Origin of the sequence: Paenibacillus sp. EKM10P, assembly GCF_011800655.1 — a bacterium.
Classification (GTDB): Bacteria; Bacillota; Bacilli; order Paenibacillales; family Paenibacillaceae; genus Paenibacillus; species Paenibacillus polymyxa.
This window is the reverse complement of sequence record NZ_JAALET010000011.1, coordinates 26,240-46,168: the sequence shown is the minus strand read 5'-3', so window position 1 is coordinate 46,168 and position 19,929 is coordinate 26,240. Positions and strand designations below refer to the sequence as shown.

Below are 19,929 nucleotides of genomic sequence, written 5' to 3'. Positions count from 1 at the left end.
GATTACTTGTTTTGAAAATAATTTCTTACTTCGTAGTCGTTTGTTTATGGGCAGCAGCAGTGGTTTTCTTGTCCTCCAGCTCCTGCACACTGCTTAGAAATGTCGATACCCGTCGCAAATATTCACGAGGATGCTCTCTGAAAATAAGCTCATGTATCCCGTTTTTGACAATCCATACACTGGAAAGCGGGTTGGTTTGATTGGCAGCAAGCTTTTCCGCAATGGGGTAAGGAGCCTTTTCATCCTGTGTACCATGCACAAACATGATTGGAAACGGATAGTTCTCCTTTTTAACCTCTTGATATGGAATCTGATGCAAGCTGGTGCCGTTTAAGACTGGAAACAGCAACTCCAAAATTTCCAAAGACGGATGTCTCGGCAGATTAATTTGATTGTGAATGTTATGGTACAGTGTATCTGGCTCCAGCAGGAAGGTACTGTCCAAAATCATTGCGTCCACATCCTTGGTTTGCAAGCCCGCCTGAAGAGCGGTTCCTGCTCCCATAGAAAAGCCCCATACGATAATTTCCGACGAGCCGCGTTGCTTCGCAAGCTGAATCGCTCCAAGAAGCTGCTGGGATTCCGCCTTACCTCCGGTTGCGACGGCCTTGCTGTTTTGTGACGCGAATCCATAATCAAACATGACCACATTAAAGTTCAGACTGTGGGCATAATGCGCCAGATCATACATGGGAATCCAGCTTTCTTCGCGATTAGCCCCGTAACCATGACTGAAAATAATGGTTTTCCGCGATTGATCCGCCGGGATATACCAGCCTTGTACGATGCGGCTACCATCCTTGGCTGGGAAGCTGACATCTTCATAAGGCATGCCTTTGGCCTGCATCGGATTAGAGTACAAGGGTGCGACGGTGGGATTCGTAAGCACCCAGGCGATGTAAGCATGCAAGGCAATAAAGCAAAACAACAGAAAAAATACGACCGACAGCAGCAGAGCAATCACAACGTGCTTGAACCGCAGCATACGGGGATTAAAGAGTGGGGTGGACGGCTCCTGAACAGCGGTCTGTAGCTGAGCGTTGCGCTGGGATGTCGAAATCATGTAAGAGCCTCCTTATATAAAATTGATCTTCGAATCATAAAATTTAGGTATAATTCCACTTGAAAATAGTAGGGTATGTCCGTATAGATACCTATTATCGTATGATGGCTATTATCCAAAGTCAACGCCTGAACCGGAAAAGTAAAAATGATGCAAAGAATTGTCGATGTTTGTTCTTGTTCTGTAATATGGTTGTCACAAAAACATCGGTTTACAGTAGCCGCGACTATTCTATATAATTTATGTAACCATGTTTCATAGTGTGAAACGAATATGGATACAAGAGGAGCGGTTCACGATGGAAGACCGTAAATTAACCGTCCGCGCTGTAGAGCGTGCACTTGATATACTGCTGTGTTTTACCGCAGAATCTGATCTTGGTCTAACGGAGATTGCCTCCCAAATTGGTCTACATAAAAGCACTGTTCATCGTCTTTTGACTACGCTGGAGGATCGGGGATTTGTCGTTCGGAATGCCGAAACGGAAAAATATAGGCTTGGTTTTCGCATATGGGAGCTGTCCACGCATCTGTCCCAAAGCGATGAGCCGGCGGTGTTGTTACAGCCTGCAATGGAAGGACTGCGTGATCGCTTAGGGGAAACGGTCAGCTTGTACCTGCGGGATGGAAGCATGCGTATTCGCATACAAGCCGTGCAGAGCAATCAGGCAATCCGCAGGGTTGCGCCTGTGGGTGCGCGTATGCCGCTGGCTGTGGGAGCCTCCAGCAAGGTGCTGGCGGCCTTTATGCCACCGCAGGAGCTGGATGTATTGCTAAGCAGTGAAGAATGGCCACCTTCGGTAGACCCGGAGGTTTATAAAGCCCAGCTGCAGGACATTCGTGAGAAGGGCTATGCGACCAGCTATGAAGAACGTGAGCCAGGAGCTGCGGCTGTGGCCGCGCCTATTGTGAACCGAAAGGGACAGGTCACGGCGGCTTTATCTGTATCCGGCCCGGTCAGTCGACTTGCGCCCGAGACGCTGCATGAGTTTGCACCGATTTTGATCGAAGCAGCCAAGGAAATGGGGCTTATGCTTCCGTGACAGTAATCAATACAAAAGGAAATTATACAAGGGTTGCCAAAGCTATAAATTTAAAGTAGTCTGATAGAGATGGCGGGATGTTTGTTATAGCCGTCAATTCATGTGAATAGAAAGTATCACAGTTACTGGGGGAGCCTGTAATGCGGGCTGAGATGGAATCAGGCAAGATTCCGGACCCTTTGCACCTGATCTGGATCGTACCAGCGTAGGGAAGTAATCGGCCATTGAAATGTATACGCAGCTGCTGTCTACGGCCGCGCATTGGAATATGATTATTCCACGTGCGATCGGTTTGGATAGCTGTCTCGTTTGATTAGCCGGTTCCCTAGGGAACCGGCTTTTTTGCATAGATCAGCGCCACCCTGGGAATGGTTCCGGATCGGTGTGTCATTTCAACGATACGGGAGGAATGGATCATGAAACCGACAGAAACAAAAGGAACAAAAGAAACAGGAATGAAATCAGCAGATGCAGGATTGGCGGGAATAATAGAAGTAGAGGGAGAGAAGGCCAAAGCGGAGCAAGCCAGTGGGCTAAAGCCCTTTCCGGGGAGCCGTAAGGTGTATATTCAAGGTTCTCGGCCGGATATTGCTGTGCCTGAGCGTGAAATCGCGCTACAACCCACACATACGCCTCAGGGCACCGAGCATCATGAGCCACTGCGTGTGTATGATACCAGCGGTCCGATGACGGACGAAGCCTACCAGGTCGATATCCGTCAGGGATTGCCACCATTACGGCGAGCTTGGGCACTGGAACGGGGGGATGTGGAGGCTTATGAGGGCTGCGCCGTCAAGCCGGAGGATAATGGACTGAAACCCGGCTCCAAACGGGAGACAGTGGAATTTCCCGGCGTGACCAACCGTCCGCTACGGGCTTCGCAAGGGCGTACTGTGACGCAAATGCACTATGCGCGGCAAGGGATCATTACGCCTGAAATGGAATTTGCGGCGATCCGCGAAGGCGTAGAGCCCGAGTTTGTACGACAGGAGCTGGCGGCTGGACGAGCTATTTTACCTTCAAATATCAATCACCCGGAAAGCGAACCCATGGTCATTGGACGCCAATTTCACGTGAAGATCAATGCGAACATTGGGAATTCCGCAGTTACGTCCTCCATCGAGGAAGAAGTGGAGAAGATGACCTGGGCTGTGCGCTGGGGCTCAGACACCGTCATGGACCTGTCTACAGGTCGGAATATTCATACAACGCGCGAATGGATCATCAGGAATTCTCCCGTACCGATTGGAACGGTGCCGCTATATCAGGCACTGGAAAAGGTGAACGGCGAAGCTGAGAAGCTGACGTGGGAGCTGTATCGAGACACGCTGATTGAGCAGGCGGAGCAGGGAGTGGACTATTTTACGATCCATGCGGGTGTATTGCTGCGATATATACCGATGACGGCGAATAGAATGACGGGAATTGTATCCCGGGGCGGGTCGATCATGGCAGCCTGGTGCCTCGCGCACCATCAGGAGAATTTTTTGTATACGCATTTTGAAGAAATCTGTGAAATTATGAAAGCCTACGATGTGGCCTTTTCTCTCGGGGATGGTCTGCGTCCAGGGAGTATCTATGATGCGAATGATGAAGCACAATTTGCAGAGCTGGAGACGTTGGGCGAGCTCACGCAAATTGCATGGAAGCATGATGTCCAGGTCATGATTGAAGGGCCAGGACATGTCCCTATGCACAAAATCAAGGAGAATGTGGATTTACAAATGGAGATTTGTAAGGAAGCCCCCTTTTATACTTTAGGGCCGCTGACGACGGATATCGCACCAGGATATGATCATATTACCTCAGCTATCGGGGCAGCCATGATCGGTTGGTTCGGGACGTCCATGCTGTGCTACGTTACGCCGAAGGAGCACTTGGGTCTGCCGAACAAAGATGATGTCCGCGAAGGAGTTATTACCTACAAAATTGCCGCACATGCTGCCGATCTGGCGAAGGGTCATCCGCGGGCACAGCAGCGGGACGATGCTTTGTCCAAGGCGCGTTTTGAATTCCGCTGGCGCGATCAGTTCAATCTCTCGCTTGACCCTGAGCGGGCATTGTCCTACCATGATGAAACGCTACCAGCAGAGGGGGCCAAGGAAGCCCACTTTTGCTCGATGTGCGGTCCCAAGTTTTGCAGTATGCGTATCACGCAGGACATTCGTGCCTATGCGGCCGATAAGGGACTGAATACTGAGGAAGCCGTTGCCGCCGGGATGCGAGAGAAGGCAGAGCAGTATCGGGAAGCTGGGCAGTAAAAATCGGTAGCGATACAAAAGTCAATCAACTGGGAAGCCTCAACGAAAAGTACAGTTAAGCTCGTCAGAGGTTTATTTCCATAAACGTATGAGCAAGGGTTAGAAACGCGTGAGTAACAAAAAGCCGTGGTTCTCTACAGTCGATGTAGAAAACTACGGCTTTTCAGCTTATGTAAAGCGGGATCATGCTACCGGATTAACGGAGCTTTATTTTTTACCCATTTTTTCATTCAAAATGTCCTGAAAGCTGAGCTTCTTCTCCGAGCTATCTTCTTTCTTCTGCATACTTACCGCGTTGGCACGTTGGTATTGGTGGTGAAAAGGCATCAGGGTGTGGACAGTTAAGTTCATTGTATTCATGTGGTCATTCCTCCAATTCCATTTTGTCAAATTCAGATTGAGTTGCTTAGGACGTCTGTATAGGACTATGTATATGTACTTGATGTTGTAATGCCGTGTAGGTTGCTTGGTAATGTTTCAATCATTATACCCGCATTTATCCAAAGTAAAACGCTTTTGACATAAAACAGGAAGATGGTCGTATGTGTCCAAAATGTGTATTAGGAGGATGGTCATTTTAGGGGAAAATGTGCCTAGGGCCTAAACAAGGGCTAGAGGCCCGTTTTCTCAGTTTAGTAGTCGGGATTGTGTTTTTTTGTCGAATAACCTTGTATTAGCGGAATTTTGCGGAATTCTAAGGTTGGACTAAGGCAGTCTGGTGGCGAATTAAAGTGTCAAAGTTGTATTGACTTTATGTTGGGTAGTGGATACCATGAACTGGTTGTCAGCGTATTTTGGCAAGAAGAGTCAGCCAATCCATCTGGCAATTCATCCGTTGAAATGTTAGAGAGAGGATTAGAGCATATATGAAAAAAAGTATTGCAGATATCGTATTTATTATTCTGGGTGCGTTTTTTTTCGCGCTGGCTGTTAATCTGTATGTGATCCCGAATGAATTTGGCGAGGGGGGCGTTACAGGGGTCACGATCATCTTGTACTACCTGTTTCAGTGGTCTCCCTCGATCGTCAATCTGGTCATTAATGGCTTGCTGCTGATTGTCGGATATAAATTTTTGGACAAGAGAACGACTCTGTATACTATAGTTGCGGTCGCTTTTAACTCGCTGTTTTTACATTTAACAGTCAACTGGCGGATTGATTCGCATGAGCCGACGATTAATGCCGTATTTGCCGGAGTTTTGGTAGGGGTCGGCATTGGCTTAATTGTACGGGTTGGTGGTACAACGGCAGGAACAGTCATTTTAGCCCGGATTGCCAACAAGTATCTGGATTGGAATATCAGCTATGCCTTGTTGTTTTTTGATCTGATTGTCGCCTTCTCTTCCTACTTTATTATTGGCCCGGAAAAATTAATGCTAACTATCGTTATTTTGTACGTCGGTACGAAAGTTATGGATTTCATGATTGAAGGATTGAATCCGAAAAAAGCGGTCATGATCATTTCGGAGCATCAAGACAAAATTGCTGAGATGGTCATTACGCAGATGGACCGTGGAGTTACCGTCCTGTCAGGCCACGGATATTACACCAAAAATCCAAAAGAGGTCCTATATATCGTCATTAGCAAACAAGAGGTGTCGGCGCTTAAAAAGATTGTAAAAGCTATCGATACAGCAGCATTTATCACCATTCATGACGTACGGGATGTATTCGGAGAGGGCTTTTTGGATATTTCGAAGTAGTTTAGCAATGCGAAGGCAAGGATATAAGAGAATACAGTGGCAAGCCGGTCCTGAGAGGATCGGCTTTTTTGCATTTAGCAGTGAGAATGTCTTTTGCTAATCGCATAATTTCTCTTTTACTTAGCCGTGGATATAAAAATATAAATTGCTGATATGTGTATAATATGAATTGAATCAGCTCTAAAAGGAGAACTTCCATGCGAAATAGATTAAATATTTTTAATGTGTTGTCCTTTCTTGTGTCCGCTTTGCCTTTCGTCATCTACCTTTTCATGTATCCGACAATGCCCAGAAAGGTAGCAATCCACTACGGTTTTAATGGGGTGGCTGACCGTTTTGTTGACAAATCCTCTCCTGAGGTATGGTTGTTATGTGGACTTAGCCTCATATCATTTATGATTATGCTTTTGCTTCAGCCTATTCTCAGACGTCGATTCAAGAGCCAAGAAGGCTCTGAAATGTTGAAAAGCCTGCCTGGTCTCATTACAGTTCTTATATCTGTTGTATTCTCGACCATAGGCATGTGTTTTCTTCTGAATGCTTCGGGCATGTAAAAAATCCCCTCTCCATTGCAGTTTACACCGCATTGGAGAGGGGATTTTCATTATTCACTCGATCATTACGCTTGAATCATTTGACGCAGTACGGTTTGCAAGATACCACCGTTGTGGTAGTAGTCGATGTCGACGGTGCTGTCCAGACGGGCAGTGACCGGGAATTCGAACTTGGTGCCATCCTCGCGTTTGGCTACAACCGTAAGTTCTTGACCTGGTTTCACGTCATTGTCAATGCCGAGAATGTCGAAGGTTTCGCGACCGTTCAGGCCCAAGCTGGACCAGCCATAGCCTTCCTGGAATTGCAGCGGCAATACACCCATACCGACCAGGTTACTGCGGTGAATCCGCTCGAAGCTTTCAGCAATGACGGCTTTAACACCTAGCAAAAGCGTACCTTTGGCCGCCCAGTCACGGGAGCTGCCTGTGCCGTATTCCTTGCCGGCGATGACGATCAGGTTCTGATCGGCTGCCTGATATTTCATGGACGCATCATAGATGGACATTTCCTCATCTGTTGGCAAGTACTTGGTCACACCGCCCTCGGTGCCTGGAGCTACATTATTGCGGATACGGATGTTGGCGAATGTACCGCGCATCATGACTTCATGGTTACCGCGACGAGAGCCGTAGGAGTTGAAGTCCTTGCGTTCAACACCATGCTCCTTCAAGTACAGTCCAGCCGGGCTGGAAGGGGCGATGTTGCCTGCTGGCGAGATGTGGTCAGTCGTGACCGAATCATTCAGCAAGGCAAGTACACGGGCATTACGGATTTCCTTAATATCCTGCACGCCATCCTGAAGCCCTTCAAAGAACGGCGGATTTTGAATATAAGTTGAGTTTTCATCCCACTCATACAATTCGCCTTCAGGAACCGGAATGGAATTCCATTTCTCGTTGGCTGTAAATACATTTTCGTATTTGCGGCGGAACATATCCGGGCTGAGAGACAGGCTGATCGCTTCTTTGATTTCTTCGGAAGAAGGCCAGATATCTTTCAGGTAGACAGGCTGATTGTCCTGATCATAACCAAGCGGGTCATTCGTCAAATCAATGTTCACCGTACCTGCCAGCGCGTAAGCGACAACCAGTGGCGGCGAACCAAGATAGTTGGCTTTGACCTGCGCATGCACACGTCCTTCAAAGTTCCGGTTACCGGAAATGACTGCGCCAACGGTCAGATCATGGTCTGTAATGGCCTGGCTCACTTCGTCAGGAAGTGGACCGGAGTTACCGATACAGGTCGCGCAGCCGTAGCCTGCAACATGGAAGCCGAGGGCTTCGAGTGGTTCGATCAGCCCGGCTTTTTGCAGGTATTCCGTTACAACAAGGGAACCTGGTGTCAAGCTTGTTTTAACATAGCCTGGCTTTTTGAGCCCGCGTTGTACTGCCTTTTTGGCGAGCAAGCCCGCGCCTAGCATAACGCTTGGGTTGGAGGTGTTCGTGCAGCTTGTAATCGCTGCAATCACGACTGAGCCAGTACCCAGTTCACTGGTGGAGCCGTCCGGATGGGTCAGTGGAACCTTCTGTGCGATCTTTTCATCGCTCAGTCCATAGCCGCCTTTGTCTACCGGGGTACGGATAATGCCTTCGAAAGTTTCTTTCATGCGGCTTAGCTCAACACGGTCCTGCGGACGTTTGGGTCCTGCGAGACTCGGTACAACCGAAGCCAGGTCTAGCTCAAGCGTATCGCTGAACACAGGGTCTGGGGTATCGGATGTGCGGAACATGCCTTGAGCTTTGTAATATTCCTCTACGAGGCTGACTTGCTCATCGGAACGTCCAGTGCTGCGCAGGTAAGCTAGCGTTTCGGCATCAACCGGGAAAAAGCCGATCGTTGCGCCGTATTCCGGTGCCATGTTGGCCACGGTCGCACGGTCAGCCAAGCTAATGTTGGCCAGACCTGGGCCGTAAAATTCTACGAATTTGCCGACCACGCCTTTTTTACGCAGCATTTGCGTGACTGTCAGCGCCAGGTCGGTAGCGGTAGCTCCTTCCGACAGGCTACCTGTCAGCTTGAAGCCGATCACATCGGGAGTGACAAAATACAGCGGCTGCCCCAGCATACCCGCCTCTGCCTCGATCCCGCCGACACCCCAGCCTACGACACCGAGTCCGTTAATCATCGTCGTATGGGAGTCCGTTCCCACAAGGGAATCCGGGAAGACAACCGTTTCGCCGTCGATGGTTTTGGTGGCAGCCACGGAAGCGAGATACTCTAGATTAACCTGATGAACGATACCGGTGGACGGCGGCACCGCACGGAAGTTATTGAATGCCGTTTGCGCCCAGCGCAAAAAACGATACCGTTCTTCGTTACGTTCAAACTCTACATTAATATTGTAGTCCAGCGCGTCACTGGTACCGAAGGCATCAACCATGACCGAGTGGTCGATTACGAGATCGACGGGAACGAGCGGGTTGATTTGTTTCGGATCGCCGCCCGCTTTTTTCACCGTATCACGCATGGCCGCCAAATCGACAACCACCGGGACACCAGTAAAATCCTGAAGCACGATACGTGCAGGAATGAACGGAATTTCCTTGTTGGTGTCACGATCCTCAGCCCAGCCTGTCAGCTGCTGCACGTGTTCTTCCGTAATGGCGCGTCCGTCAAACTGGCGAACCGCTGCTTCCAGCAACACTTTAATGGAGAAAGGCAGCTTGGCAACACCGCTTTTTCCTTGTTCCTCCAGTGCCTTAAGACTGTAGTAGCGATAAGGCTTCCCGTTAACTTCCAAACTACGGGCAATGGAGAATTGATCTTTTCCTGACATAAGTATTACCTCCTTGAAGTGGATGCTTGCGGGAAAATAGGGATGTCTTTTTTCGGCGTCTTGCACATTTGGTTTTAATTGGTTGCGTTCTCAATTTCATCTTCAGTGGTGCATCGTAAGTTAAGAGGTTGAGATGAATGTAATTCGTTTCATTAGATGAAACATGATTTCAAAATGATTGCTTTTGGATTAAGTATACCGTTTTCAGACGGTTCCGTAAAGTTTTTTTGACCTAAATTATGCGTGTTCAGACTGGAAAATAAAACGTTCCGTTCCCCCGCGTTTCGATGTTCATACCAAGCTTTAGAGATTCATACTTATAGATAGAGAGCATATCCGACCAGAGAGGAAAGAAGGAAGTTATATATCAGCGTGGTTATCCCCGAATAAGGATAGCGAGACGAAAAATGGAGGGATAGGGATGGGGGAGCGGGAATGGAAACAGGCCCTTTTTGCTTATGTGAATCAGTACAATCGCAGTGAGGTAAATGGTGTACCACAGCCGGATGAGTACCTGGAGGTGGGCCAGCGAATGGAGCGGGCGGCACGTGCGGCCAGATTGGAGCAGTGGTACAACGAACGGGACGCTGTTCCCCTGCGCAGCGAGACACGCGCCAAGCCGCTACGAATAGTGCAGGATAACCCGGATGAGGCAGTGGTCGATGTACAACTGCATGTGAGGCTCTTTTATGAGAAGGGCGGGATGACGCACCGGGAGGATCGGATTGAACGGGAGCGTCTAACGTTTACACGCGAGGGCGAAGCCTGGCAGGTGACGAGGATCGAGCGCGATCCGGCAGAAAGAAAGCCGGCGGGAGGAGAGGTTCCTTTTGAACAAGCGTCGTTTAATCAGGGAGGAAGTCTGCCGCTGCTGAATCGTGGTGTGCTGGGCTTCGGCTCATCAGCACGCCCCAGTCGATATCGTCGTGAAGAAGCAGCGGCCTATGCAGATCAGTGGTGGGATAGCTTTAACCCGGAGTTTGAGGCGTTTGACGTGGATTGCACCAATTATATCTCGCAGTGCCTCTTTGCAGGTGGTGCACCGATCCACTATACTGGTAAAAGAGAATCGGGCTGGTGGTATAAAGGACGGGTCGCCGGACGTGAGCTGTGGAGCTATAGCTGGGCGGTTTCCAACAGTCTGGAGCGGTATTTGGGCTCCAGCTCCTGGGGGTTGACCGCAGAGCAGGTGAGTCGACCGGAGCAGCTCATGCTGGGGGACGTCATTTTTTATGATTGGGATGGTGACGGAACTTTCCAGCACAGCACGGTGGTAACGGCCTTTGATGCTGGCGGCATGCCGCTAGTCAATGCACATACGGTAAGCTCCAGACATCGTTATTGGGACTATAAAAATTCGTATGCGTGGACGGACAATACGGTATATCGCTTTTATCACATCGCCGACTATTTTTAAATGAGATGATGGATAACAGGTACAGTGAAGCAAATCAGGCACAATGACGAAAGCAGGAAAGCGGAGGATAGGCATGGCAAATCAAAAATTGACCGTAGGGCTGGTGTACGGTGGTAAATCGGGCGAACATGAGGTATCGCTGCAAACGGCGTATGCGGTAATGAACGCTTTTAACTATGAGAAATACGAGATTATTCCTTTTTATATTACGAAGGCTGGCGATTGGCGTAGGGGGACGCTGTTAAGTGCGCCTCTGACTACAGTAGACCAATTGAAGCTGGAGCACGCTGAGGGTGGCACCAAGGCGGCATTAGATACGTTGTTCGGTAAGCTGTATGGAGAGCAGACGCTGGATGTACTGTTTCCGCTGCTGCACGGCACCTTTGGCGAGGACGGAACGATTCAGGGTCTGTTCGAAATGGCTGATATGCCCTATGTTGGGGCAGGCGTGCTGGCTTCGGCAGCAGGTATGGATAAAGGCGTCATGAAGAAGCTGTTTGAGCATGCAGGATTGCCGCAAGTGAAATACTGCTATTTTAATAGTACACAGTGGGCACAAACCGGTCATGACTTGGTGCGTAACATAGAGACTGAGTTGGGTTATCCTTGTTTTGTCAAACCAGCCAATCTGGGATCAAGTGTTGGTATTTCCAAAGCGAGTAACCGGGAAGAACTGGAAAAGGCTGTTGATCTGGCTCTGCAATTTGACCTGAAGGTGATTGTGGAGGAGTACGTCGATGCCCGTGAGATTGAAGTCAGCGTACTTGGCAATGACGAGCCGATTGCCTCGGTACCGGGTGAAATTGTGTCGTCGAGTGATTACTACGACTATGCTGCCAAATATACCGATGGTCAATCGGAAATGCTCATTCCGGCACCACTGGACGAGGAAGTGGCAGATCGTATCCGTGAAGCCGCATTGCAAGCTTTCCGTGCTCTGGAAGGTTGCGGGATTTCCCGTGCCGATTTCTTCGTCAGACGCTCAGATGGACATATCCTTATTAATGAAGTGAATACAATGCCTGGCTTTACACCGTTCAGCATGTATCCATTATTGTGGAGAGAAACCGGCGTATCCTATGTAAGTCTGCTGGATCGCATGATTGCTCTTGCACTGGAGCGTTATGAGCGCAGGTCGGCACTGCACTATGAGAACTCATAAACGAAAAACGAAGGGGAGCTGATCACTCTCCTTTTTGTTCATATACATTGATAGACTTGAGCATTTTACCAAACCCTTAAATATGAAAGGTGGCGGCTACACATGGGCTTTCAAACTGAATTTAACTCGGTGTGCAAATTCAAGAGTGAACAAGAACTTTATGAACTGCTGGAATATGGACGTGGCAAAATGGTTAAATCCGGCCTGCGTGTTTTTCCGACAGGACAGAAGGTCATCGCTTACAGCGTGGACAACGTGGCAGTAGCCATCGTTCAGATTGTGGGCTGTATCGCCGAAATCAATTTCCAAGGTGACGAAGTGACCGAGGTAGAAATGACCCTTATTCGTAAGCTGAACGAAGAAGAATCGAGAATTCAGACCGCATTGGCGGATGAAATGTTTTTTGGAGCACAGCAGCAATCCTAGCTGTTTGTTTCTTACATTTTTGTGCAATACACCGAATCAGCAGGTGCTTTTCCGGGTATGATCAGTAGAAAAGGGGTTTAGGTCACAGAATGAAAGCGGCCTTGCCATCTACTGCGAACTGCTGAAAGGAAGGACATCTATGATCGTAAGGTTCGGTTATGTTGCCATGTCGGTCACCGTGCAAAATGCATCCCCTTCTAAAACCATGACCATGGCCAGCTTTAACAAGATCGGAGACCGAGAAGCGGCGATCCGCAAGCTAGAACGGATTGCAGCCGAAAATCTCCATAATACATTGAGGCTGCTGCGTCATAATCGTGCGAGTGATATTCAGGTCTATCGTTTCTCATCCAAGCTGATTCCGCTTGCGACCCATCAGGATCTGCGGGACTGGGACCCGTTTGAGGCGCTTGCCGCTGATTTTGCAGAGGTGGGGGACTATGTCAAGGCGAATAAGATGAGGGTATCGTTTCACCCCGATCATTTTACAGTGCTGAGCACTCCCCGTCCTGAAGTGTTGCAGAGCTCCATTAATGATCTGAAGTACCACGTGGCGATGCTGGAGGCCATGGGACTTAGTGCCGAAGCCAAGAACAACATTCATATTGGTGGTGCATACGGAGATAAGGTGACCTCAGGTCAGCGTTTTGTAGAGCAAGTGAATGCCCTGGAGCTTTCATTAAGACAACGGTTAACATTGGAAAATGATGATAAAACGTTCAATGCGGTGGAAACACTGGAAGCTTGCAAAATAACAGGCTTACCGATGGTTCTCGATATTCATCATCAATGGGTCAATAACGAGGGAGAGAAGCCGTGGGAGCTATGGCCGGATATATTGGATACCTGGAAAGGGGAATTGGCTCAAGCCGGATCTTCTACCGATCATCCATTGCCGCCCAAAATTCATGCCTCCAGTCCTAAAAGTGAAAAAGACCCTCGTGGTCATGCAGACGGTGTTCTGGTGGAGCCGTTGCTGACCTTTCTGCGTAATATTTCTGGATATACGGATCGGATTGATGTCATGCTTGAAGCCAAACTTAAGGATGAAGCATTGTTCGGATTAATGAATGAACTGCGTCTTCAGGAAGATAACGGGGTCAAAGTGTTGGATGGGGCTTCCATAGAAATTACGCCTTAAAAAGTAGTATTTTGCGGATAAAGCTTCCATATGGAGAAACTTTATGAAGCTTATTGTGTATACTAGAATGTGTAAACTAGCAAACTTGTACTGAAACAGAGATGGTTAAGAGACTGTCTGCAGGGCAGATTCGTAAACCACGTAACAATGATATAGAAAGTAGAGTGAACACGTTGAACGAACATGAAAACGAAAAGGTTCCCTATATCGTATCAGGAAAAAGCTATACGGCCGTGGCTATTAATGCGGCATCCAAAGCCGGGGAATGGATTAAGAGCAGACTGGGCACTGTTGAACAATTGAATACCAAGCAATCTTCGACCGATCTAGTAACCGAGGTAGATAAAGGTGCAGAACAGATGATTCGTAGACTCATTCTCACCCATTTTCCCGATCATGCCATCTTGGGTGAAGAAGGGGTAGAGCCGGGAGCCGAAGCTTCAGCCCGAGCATTAGAAGCTGCGCGTGAAGAGGAATATTTATGGATTATTGATCCGGTAGACGGCACTACCAATTTCGTGCACAGTCTGCCGTACTACAGTGTGTCTATTGCCTTGGCTCATCGTGGTGAAGTGATTGTCGGGGTAATTTATGATCCGTCCCGTGATGAAATGTTTGTAGCGGAAAAAGGAAAAGGCGCATATGTCCACGGCAATCGCATGCAAGCATCGAGAGAAGAGACACTGGGAGATAGCCTGGTGTGCATCGGTTTCCCGCCGGATCGTACGTATGCACAACCGTTGAATATGAAAATTACGCAGGTTCTTACACCTCAGGTACGCGGCATTCGGGCGCTCGGCTCGGCAGCGTTGCATCTGGCTTATGTGGCGTCGGGACGTTTGTCTGCTTATTGCGAAATCGGTTTGAATGCTTGGGATGTGGCAGCGGGCGCTTTGCTGGTACAGGAATCAGGAGGTACCATTACGAACACATTGGGCCAACCTTATGACCTGAGTGTACGGCATATTGTAGCTACGAATACAGCTATTCATTCTCAACTTATTCAAGTGCTGAAAGAAGCAGACGCAACCGGGTTATAATACTACGTACACCATCATTCTGAAGGAGGAAATCGCGATGAGCCAGTCCGAAGAATTGGAACGCCAGCTCAGTGAACTGCTGACGGAAGGCGAAATTCGTGAGAATGAGGCCAAAAAACGGGAACGACTCAGTCCCAAATATGAGGTGCGGGTTCAGACTCAAATGGACCCTATTGTCGAGGAGACGCGTAAATTCCGGAGTATGGCACGTGAGCTTGATGACCGATATGACGAATATATGAGCAAGGCGGACAAATCGAAAGCAACCGATTAACGCTAAGCAAGCCCAAATACCTCTTGCCGAATGACCAAGGCATGGGGTATTTTGTATAATATATAGAGTTTTCTCCATTTTGAGCTGGACGGGCAGGACGTGCGAAGGAGGCGACGTGTACTGATCACCTATTTTAAGAGCGCTTACAAAAATGCTGGAATCCATCATAAGATGGTACTGCTGATTACGGTGCTCATGCTGGTTAACTTTGCGGTTGTTGCAGTCATACTTAAATACGTATTTCATATTTATGATAATCAAATGTATAAAAAGACATCTGAAGTACTCAATATTTCTTCGATTGGCATTGAAAATGAACTGAAGGATGTTGAAAAAGTTACGTTTAAGGTAATAACGGACGAGCAGCTTCAGCGTTATTTGCTCCAATTGGAAAAGGAAACATCACCTTATGTCAAAACGGTACTGCGCAAAAAAATAACGAATAGGCTTATTGCCTTCGCCGGCTCTGAAACCTATGTCTATTCTATGATGGTGATCGACAAAGAGGGACAGGTCATGAGTGCGGGCAACCGCGAAGGTATCCCCCAAGAGCTTCGATCCACCCTGTCGGAGTTGGCAGACGAATATGACGGCTCCCATGCATGGTATGCGGCAGGTCATTCCTCATTGCTGGCAGCCCGGCAATTCAAATCCTTTACCGATTCCAATTTTACGCTGAACGGGCTCGGCACGCTTGCGATTCGTGTACGAATTGACCGGATTGTAGCGGATCGAGTGCAGACTTCCGGCCGTGACGGACAGTTGATGATTACAGACGGAAGACGGATGATTTATCCCGAAACACCGCTTTTGAGTGAGAGCGATATTCAGGCAGAGCTTGGGCGGAAGCAACCTTACGGAATCGCGACCTATACAGGGGGGACCTTTTTTGCTGCTCAAATCAAATCCTCATATACGGGCTGGACGTATTTACATATGACTCCCTTTGATGATATGTTCCGCAGTATTACGATAATCAAAGAAATTGTAAGCGCAATTTTTGTCATTATGCTACTTATTGCATTGGCGCTGGGCGCTAGGTTATCGGGCAGCATTACCCAACCGATCGTTCAGTTGATCCAGAACATGCGTAAAATAGAAAAAGGCGACCTCGACCGTCTGGAAGAGGAAGCGCTTGGGGCGGTACCCCTTTCCACACAGGATGAGGTTGGTCTCTTGCATCGGACGTATAAGAAGATGATCCGCCGTATCCGCGAGCTTATTAATGAGAATGTTGCCAAGCAGCTATTGCTGCGGGAAACAGAGCTAAAGGCGCTACAGGCACAGATTAATCCACATTTTCTATACAATACGTTAGAATCTGTGAACTGGCTCGCCAAGGCCAACAAGCAGGACCGGATTTCAGAGATGGTGGAAGCCCTTGCTTTTCTACTACGCAGCACGGTCAGTTTTGAAGAGCAGTTGATTCCGCTTCAAAAAGAGCTGGATATCGTGAGGAGCTACGTAACGATCCAAAAAACACGTTTTGATGAGCGCCTCAATTTCCACCTCGATGTCCCGGAAGAGCTGATGGATGCACAAATTCCGAAGCTAACGCTTCAGCCCTTGGTGGAGAATGCGATCCATTATGCGCTGGAGCCGCGTATTGAACCGTGTCGGATCACGATTGTGGCCAGAGAAAGCGAGGGAGCGCTGTTCCTGCGGGTTGAAGATGACGGACCTGGAATGAGCCCGGATTTCTTGGAAAAGCTACGCAGCGGTCAGATCACAACCCGTGGGCGGGGCATTGGACTTACGAATATTCAGGAACGGATTAACCTGACATTTGGTACACCTTGGGGGATAGAACTGCACAGCGAGTCAGGAACAGGTACGTCAATTCATGTCTGTATTCCATATGTGAAAGGGGATCAGGGTCGTGTACAAGGTGCTACTGGTTGATGATGAGCGTATGATTTTGGAAGGCATATCACAGGTGGTCGCTTGGGGCAAGGCCGGAACACAACTGGTAGGTACGGCGCGTAATGGGATTGAGGCATATGATCAGATCCAGGCGAGCCCGCCTGATTTTGTGATCAGCGATATTTCCATGCCAGGACTGGACGGTATCGGACTCGTTGCCAAAACGACGGAGCATTTTCCAGACGTTCGTTTTATTCTGCTGTCTGGCTACAAAGATTTTGACTATGCCTGTCGGGCCATGCAATACGGGGTAAAACACTACTTGTTGAAGCCCTGCAATGAGCGGCAAATTCATGAGGCTCTGACTGAGCTGGGACAGGAGCGAGAGGAACAGGAAGAACGCAAGCAGTTTGTGAACCGGATGAAGCTTGATTTTCAGCGTATGCTGCCGCATGTGAAGGAGCATTTTTTGAAGGAGTTTATTTCCTATAAAACTTACGGTAGCCGTGATATCGCTTTTTATGAGCGTTTGTTCGGTCTGGAGTTGCAAGATAAGCAGGTTCGAATGCTGCTGCTGCGGGTAGAGGAGTCCCACGAGCCGGAGCATTTGTTTGCTTTGCAAAATATAGCAGGGGATTTAATGGATCATGTCTTGCTCAGTACGACGATGCAAGGGCAGCTGCTGATTGTGCTGGAAAGTGCGGATGACACGTCTGGGTTTATGAAACAGATTGAAGCGGTACGTACGACGTTCCACCGTTTTTATAAGCTAGAGGTGACCGTCGCAGTTAGCGAGTCGGATAGCATGCAGCATTCGCGGGGGATGTACCGGGAGACATTGCATTGTATGAATCATCGCTTTTACACCGGGGAGGGCAGCCTCATTACGAAGGAAGATTTGGCGGCTGATGACACCCGGGAGATGGCAGATTTGGAACTGGACGAAGAGAAGTTCGGTCTGCTGATCAAGGCTGGAAATCGGGAGGAAGTTGCACAGGAAGTGGATCGGCTGTTCGGCATCCTGTCCCGTATGAAGCTGGAAATTTCCGTAACCCGTTCTTATGTGCTACAGCTATATGCTGCCATGATTCGTATATGTCCTGAAGAAGAGCGTGCGGCGTTCACGAGTCGAATGGTCGTGCTGGCAGAGCAAAAAACATTGGCATGCCTCAAATCTTTTGTACAGGAAGCCGCCGAACGAATGACCGCAATTTATTATAAAAGCAATGTATACCGTCAATCTTCCACGGTGGATAAAATGATCACTATTATTGAGCAAAACTATAGAAAATCCGATCTTTCGCTGAACGGAGTGGCGGGTCAAATGCTCTATATGAATTCCGACTACTTAGGGAAAATCTTCAAAAAAGTGACGGGGGAAAACTTTTCACACTATGTTAACCGTTACCGGATCGAGCGCGCGGCTGAGCATATTCGGGAGACGGGAGACGTAAAGGTGTTTGAGCTGGCGGAATGGTTCGGCTTCGGCGGGAACGCGCAATATTTTAGCCAGGTGTTCAAAAAATGGGCAGGTATGACACCCTCCGAGTACATTAAATCACACGAACGGGGATGAGCAGCTGAGTCCCTCTGTTTTTTAAACCTTTGAAATCTGATTTGTGTATTCCAATGTTTCTCTGCTTTTGGGAAAATAACAACAGGAGCAAATGTAAACGCTATCAAACAAGCGTAAGTACATTGTTACTCGTAATAAGGCTCCTTTCTAGAACAGCGAAAAGGGGAGAGATAGGTGGGCAAAAAGGGATGGTTTCTGGTCATAGCGATGCTGCTTGTGTTGACGACGGCATGTAGTGGAGCAGACGGTGGAGGCAATTCGGGCACAAGTGCAGACGGGAAAGTAAAGTTGCGGATTGCTTGGTGGGGATCGGATACGCGCCACGAATATACGCAGAAGGTTATCGATTTGTATAAGCAAAAAAATCCGAATGTAACGATTGATGTGGAATATGCCTCTTTTGATGACTACTGGAAGAAGCTCGCACCGCAGGCGGCAGCAAACCAACTGCCGGATATCGTGCAGATGGACATTTCGTATATTAGCCAATATGCGAAAAACGGCCAGCTGGAAGATATGGCGCCTTACTTGAATCAGAAAATCCAAGTCGCTGATGTAAACGAAAATGTACTCAAAACCGGAATCATTGCCGGAAAGCAATATGGTATTCCAACAGGTGTCAATGTGCTGGGCTTCCAGTACGATCCGGCACTGCTCAAAAAAGCGGGCATAGACAAAATTCCTGATGACTGGACATGGGACCAATACAAAGAGCTGGCTTTGAAGGCAGCCTCCAATAAAGTTTACTTTGACAGCTCCATGGCTGCGGATATTTTCTTCCACTACTATTTGCGGACACATGGAAAATCTCTCTACAATACGGAAGGAACAGGATTGGGGTATGATGACGATAAGCTGTTTGTTGATTTCTTCGGTGGTTTAGCTGAGCTGATTAAGAAGGGGGCGACACCGACTCCTGAAGTCATGAACCAAACCAAGGGAATTCTTGAGGAATCGGATATCGTAAAAGGAACAGGTATCGGCATTTGGCAGTGGTCCAATCAGTATGTGGGCTTACAACAGGTCGTTAATCGTCCAATGGCGCTTGCTCCGATGTTTGGACCGAATATGGAAAAAGGCGTGTATATGCAGCCTACCATGTATTGGGCGGTGGCTTCCCGTTCACAGGTGAAGGATGAGGCCGCAAAGTTTATTGATTTCTGGATGAACGATGTTGAAGCGAATAAATTGATTAAAGGCGAACGCGGCGTACCGATTTCTGCCAAAATCAAGGAAGCTGTAGCGCCGGAGTTGAGCGAGGCAACGAAGCAGGTGTTTGAATTTGTGGCTTCCATGGAGCCAAAAGCTTCTCCAATGAGCCCGCCGCCACCGGTTGGATCGCCGGAAGTGATTGCTACATTGACCGATTATATTGAGCAGGTCAATTTCGGGCAGATGACGCCTGAAGACGCAGCGGTCAAATTCCGGGCTGATGCGAATACCATCCTTGCGAATAACAAGCAGTAATAATGCAGGGTTGAAGGATCGATTCGTTAGGTTAACCGTGCGTAGTGCAAAGCATGACTTGCGCACGGTTGATCCGACGAACCCATTGCAGAAGCAACCTTTGCAGATATCACAGAATAATTCATATAACAACGTATAGTTAATATTTACACGTACGCAAATT

At 48.4% G+C, this 19,929-nt stretch carries 16 protein-coding genes and 1 riboswitch; of the genes, 13 read left to right on the top strand and 3 right to left on the bottom strand.

The window, feature by feature from the left end; translation table 11 throughout:
* Nucleotides 1–25 precede the first annotated feature (25 nt).
* Entirely contained in the window at nucleotides 26–1,063 is a 1,038-nt protein-coding gene (locus HFE01_RS20700; RefSeq protein WP_017428436.1) for an alpha/beta hydrolase, read from the bottom strand.
* 298 nt (nucleotides 1,064–1,361) lie between these two features.
* Here HFE01_RS20700 and HFE01_RS20695 point away from each other — a divergent pair, with 298 nt between their 5' ends.
* Both HFE01_RS20695 and thiC read left to right on the top strand, forming a co-directional pair.
* Nucleotides 1,362–2,105, top strand: coding sequence for an IclR family transcriptional regulator (locus tag HFE01_RS20695; RefSeq protein WP_167438652.1), 744 nt, complete (start codon nucleotides 1,362–1,364; stop codon nucleotides 2,103–2,105).
* Nucleotides 2,106–2,222: 117 nt separating this feature from the next.
* Nucleotides 2,223–2,334: riboswitch (TPP riboswitch) on the top strand.
* A 187-nt stretch (nucleotides 2,335–2,521) separates the two neighbouring features.
* Nucleotides 2,522–4,366: a phosphomethylpyrimidine synthase ThiC gene (gene thiC / locus HFE01_RS20690; RefSeq protein ID WP_243208226.1), complete on the top strand. Its 1,845-nt coding sequence runs from the start codon at nucleotides 2,522–2,524 to the stop codon at nucleotides 4,364–4,366.
* Between the two features lie 207 nt (nucleotides 4,367–4,573).
* On the opposite strand, the gene HFE01_RS20685 is transcribed toward thiC, so the two are convergent.
* On the bottom strand, nucleotides 4,574–4,726 hold the full coding sequence (locus HFE01_RS20685; protein ID WP_010348453.1) for a hypothetical protein: 153 nt from the start codon (nucleotides 4,724–4,726) through the stop codon (nucleotides 4,574–4,576).
* Between the two features lie 506 nt (nucleotides 4,727–5,232).
* Here HFE01_RS20685 and HFE01_RS20680 point away from each other — a divergent pair.
* Together HFE01_RS20680 and HFE01_RS20675 are read left to right on the top strand one after the other, a co-directional pair.
* Nucleotides 5,233–6,069, top strand: coding sequence for a YitT family protein (locus HFE01_RS20680; RefSeq protein WP_167438653.1), 837 nt, complete (start codon nucleotides 5,233–5,235; stop codon nucleotides 6,067–6,069).
* Between the two features lie 197 nt (nucleotides 6,070–6,266).
* Complete coding sequence (locus HFE01_RS20675; protein WP_016819330.1) at nucleotides 6,267–6,623, top strand: DUF1648 domain-containing protein; 357 nt, start codon at nucleotides 6,267–6,269, stop codon at nucleotides 6,621–6,623.
* A 65-nt stretch (nucleotides 6,624–6,688) separates the two neighbouring features.
* Here the strand turns inward: HFE01_RS20675 and acnA are convergent, their stop codons facing one another.
* Nucleotides 6,689–9,400: an aconitate hydratase AcnA gene (gene acnA, locus HFE01_RS20670; RefSeq protein WP_167438654.1), complete on the bottom strand. Its 2,712-nt coding sequence runs from the start codon at nucleotides 9,398–9,400 to the stop codon at nucleotides 6,689–6,691.
* A gap of 421 nt (nucleotides 9,401–9,821) precedes the next feature.
* Here acnA and HFE01_RS20665 point away from each other — a divergent pair, with 421 nt between their 5' ends.
* From HFE01_RS20665 to HFE01_RS20625, 9 genes are all read left to right on the top strand, one after another.
* A complete protein-coding gene (locus HFE01_RS20665; RefSeq protein ID WP_117290617.1) occupies nucleotides 9,822–10,817 on the top strand; it encodes an amidase domain-containing protein in 996 nt (331 codons plus the stop codon).
* A gap of 73 nt (nucleotides 10,818–10,890) precedes the next feature.
* Nucleotides 10,891–11,979: a D-alanine--D-alanine ligase gene (locus HFE01_RS20660; protein ID WP_019686144.1), complete on the top strand. Its 1,089-nt coding sequence runs from the start codon at nucleotides 10,891–10,893 to the stop codon at nucleotides 11,977–11,979.
* A gap of 102 nt (nucleotides 11,980–12,081) precedes the next feature.
* Entirely contained in the window at nucleotides 12,082–12,405 is a 324-nt protein-coding gene (locus HFE01_RS20655; RefSeq protein WP_016819326.1) for a hypothetical protein, read from the top strand.
* Between the two features lie 139 nt (nucleotides 12,406–12,544).
* On the top strand, nucleotides 12,545–13,546 hold the full coding sequence (gene uvsE / locus HFE01_RS20650) for a UV DNA damage repair endonuclease UvsE (RefSeq protein WP_167438655.1): 1,002 nt from the start codon (nucleotides 12,545–12,547) through the stop codon (nucleotides 13,544–13,546).
* 173 nt (nucleotides 13,547–13,719) lie between these two features.
* Nucleotides 13,720–14,586: an inositol monophosphatase family protein gene (locus HFE01_RS20645; protein ID WP_167438656.1), complete on the top strand. Its 867-nt coding sequence runs from the start codon at nucleotides 13,720–13,722 to the stop codon at nucleotides 14,584–14,586.
* Between the two features lie 37 nt (nucleotides 14,587–14,623).
* A complete protein-coding gene (locus HFE01_RS20640; RefSeq protein ID WP_167438657.1) occupies nucleotides 14,624–14,860 on the top strand; it encodes a hypothetical protein in 237 nt (78 codons plus the stop codon).
* Nucleotides 14,861–15,031: 171 nt separating this feature from the next.
* A complete protein-coding gene (locus tag HFE01_RS20635) occupies nucleotides 15,032–16,762 on the top strand; it encodes a sensor histidine kinase (protein ID WP_243208228.1) in 1,731 nt (576 codons plus the stop codon).
* Entirely contained in the window at nucleotides 16,740–18,299 is a 1,560-nt protein-coding gene (locus HFE01_RS20630) for a response regulator transcription factor (protein ID WP_167438658.1), read from the top strand. Before HFE01_RS20635 ends, HFE01_RS20630 begins: the two co-directional genes overlap by 23 nt.
* A 174-nt stretch (nucleotides 18,300–18,473) precedes the next feature.
* Nucleotides 18,474–19,766, top strand: a complete 1,293-nt coding sequence (locus HFE01_RS20625) for an ABC transporter substrate-binding protein (protein ID WP_016819320.1) — start codon at nucleotides 18,474–18,476, stop codon at nucleotides 19,764–19,766.
* The last annotated feature ends 163 nt before the right edge of the window (nucleotides 19,767–19,929 follow it).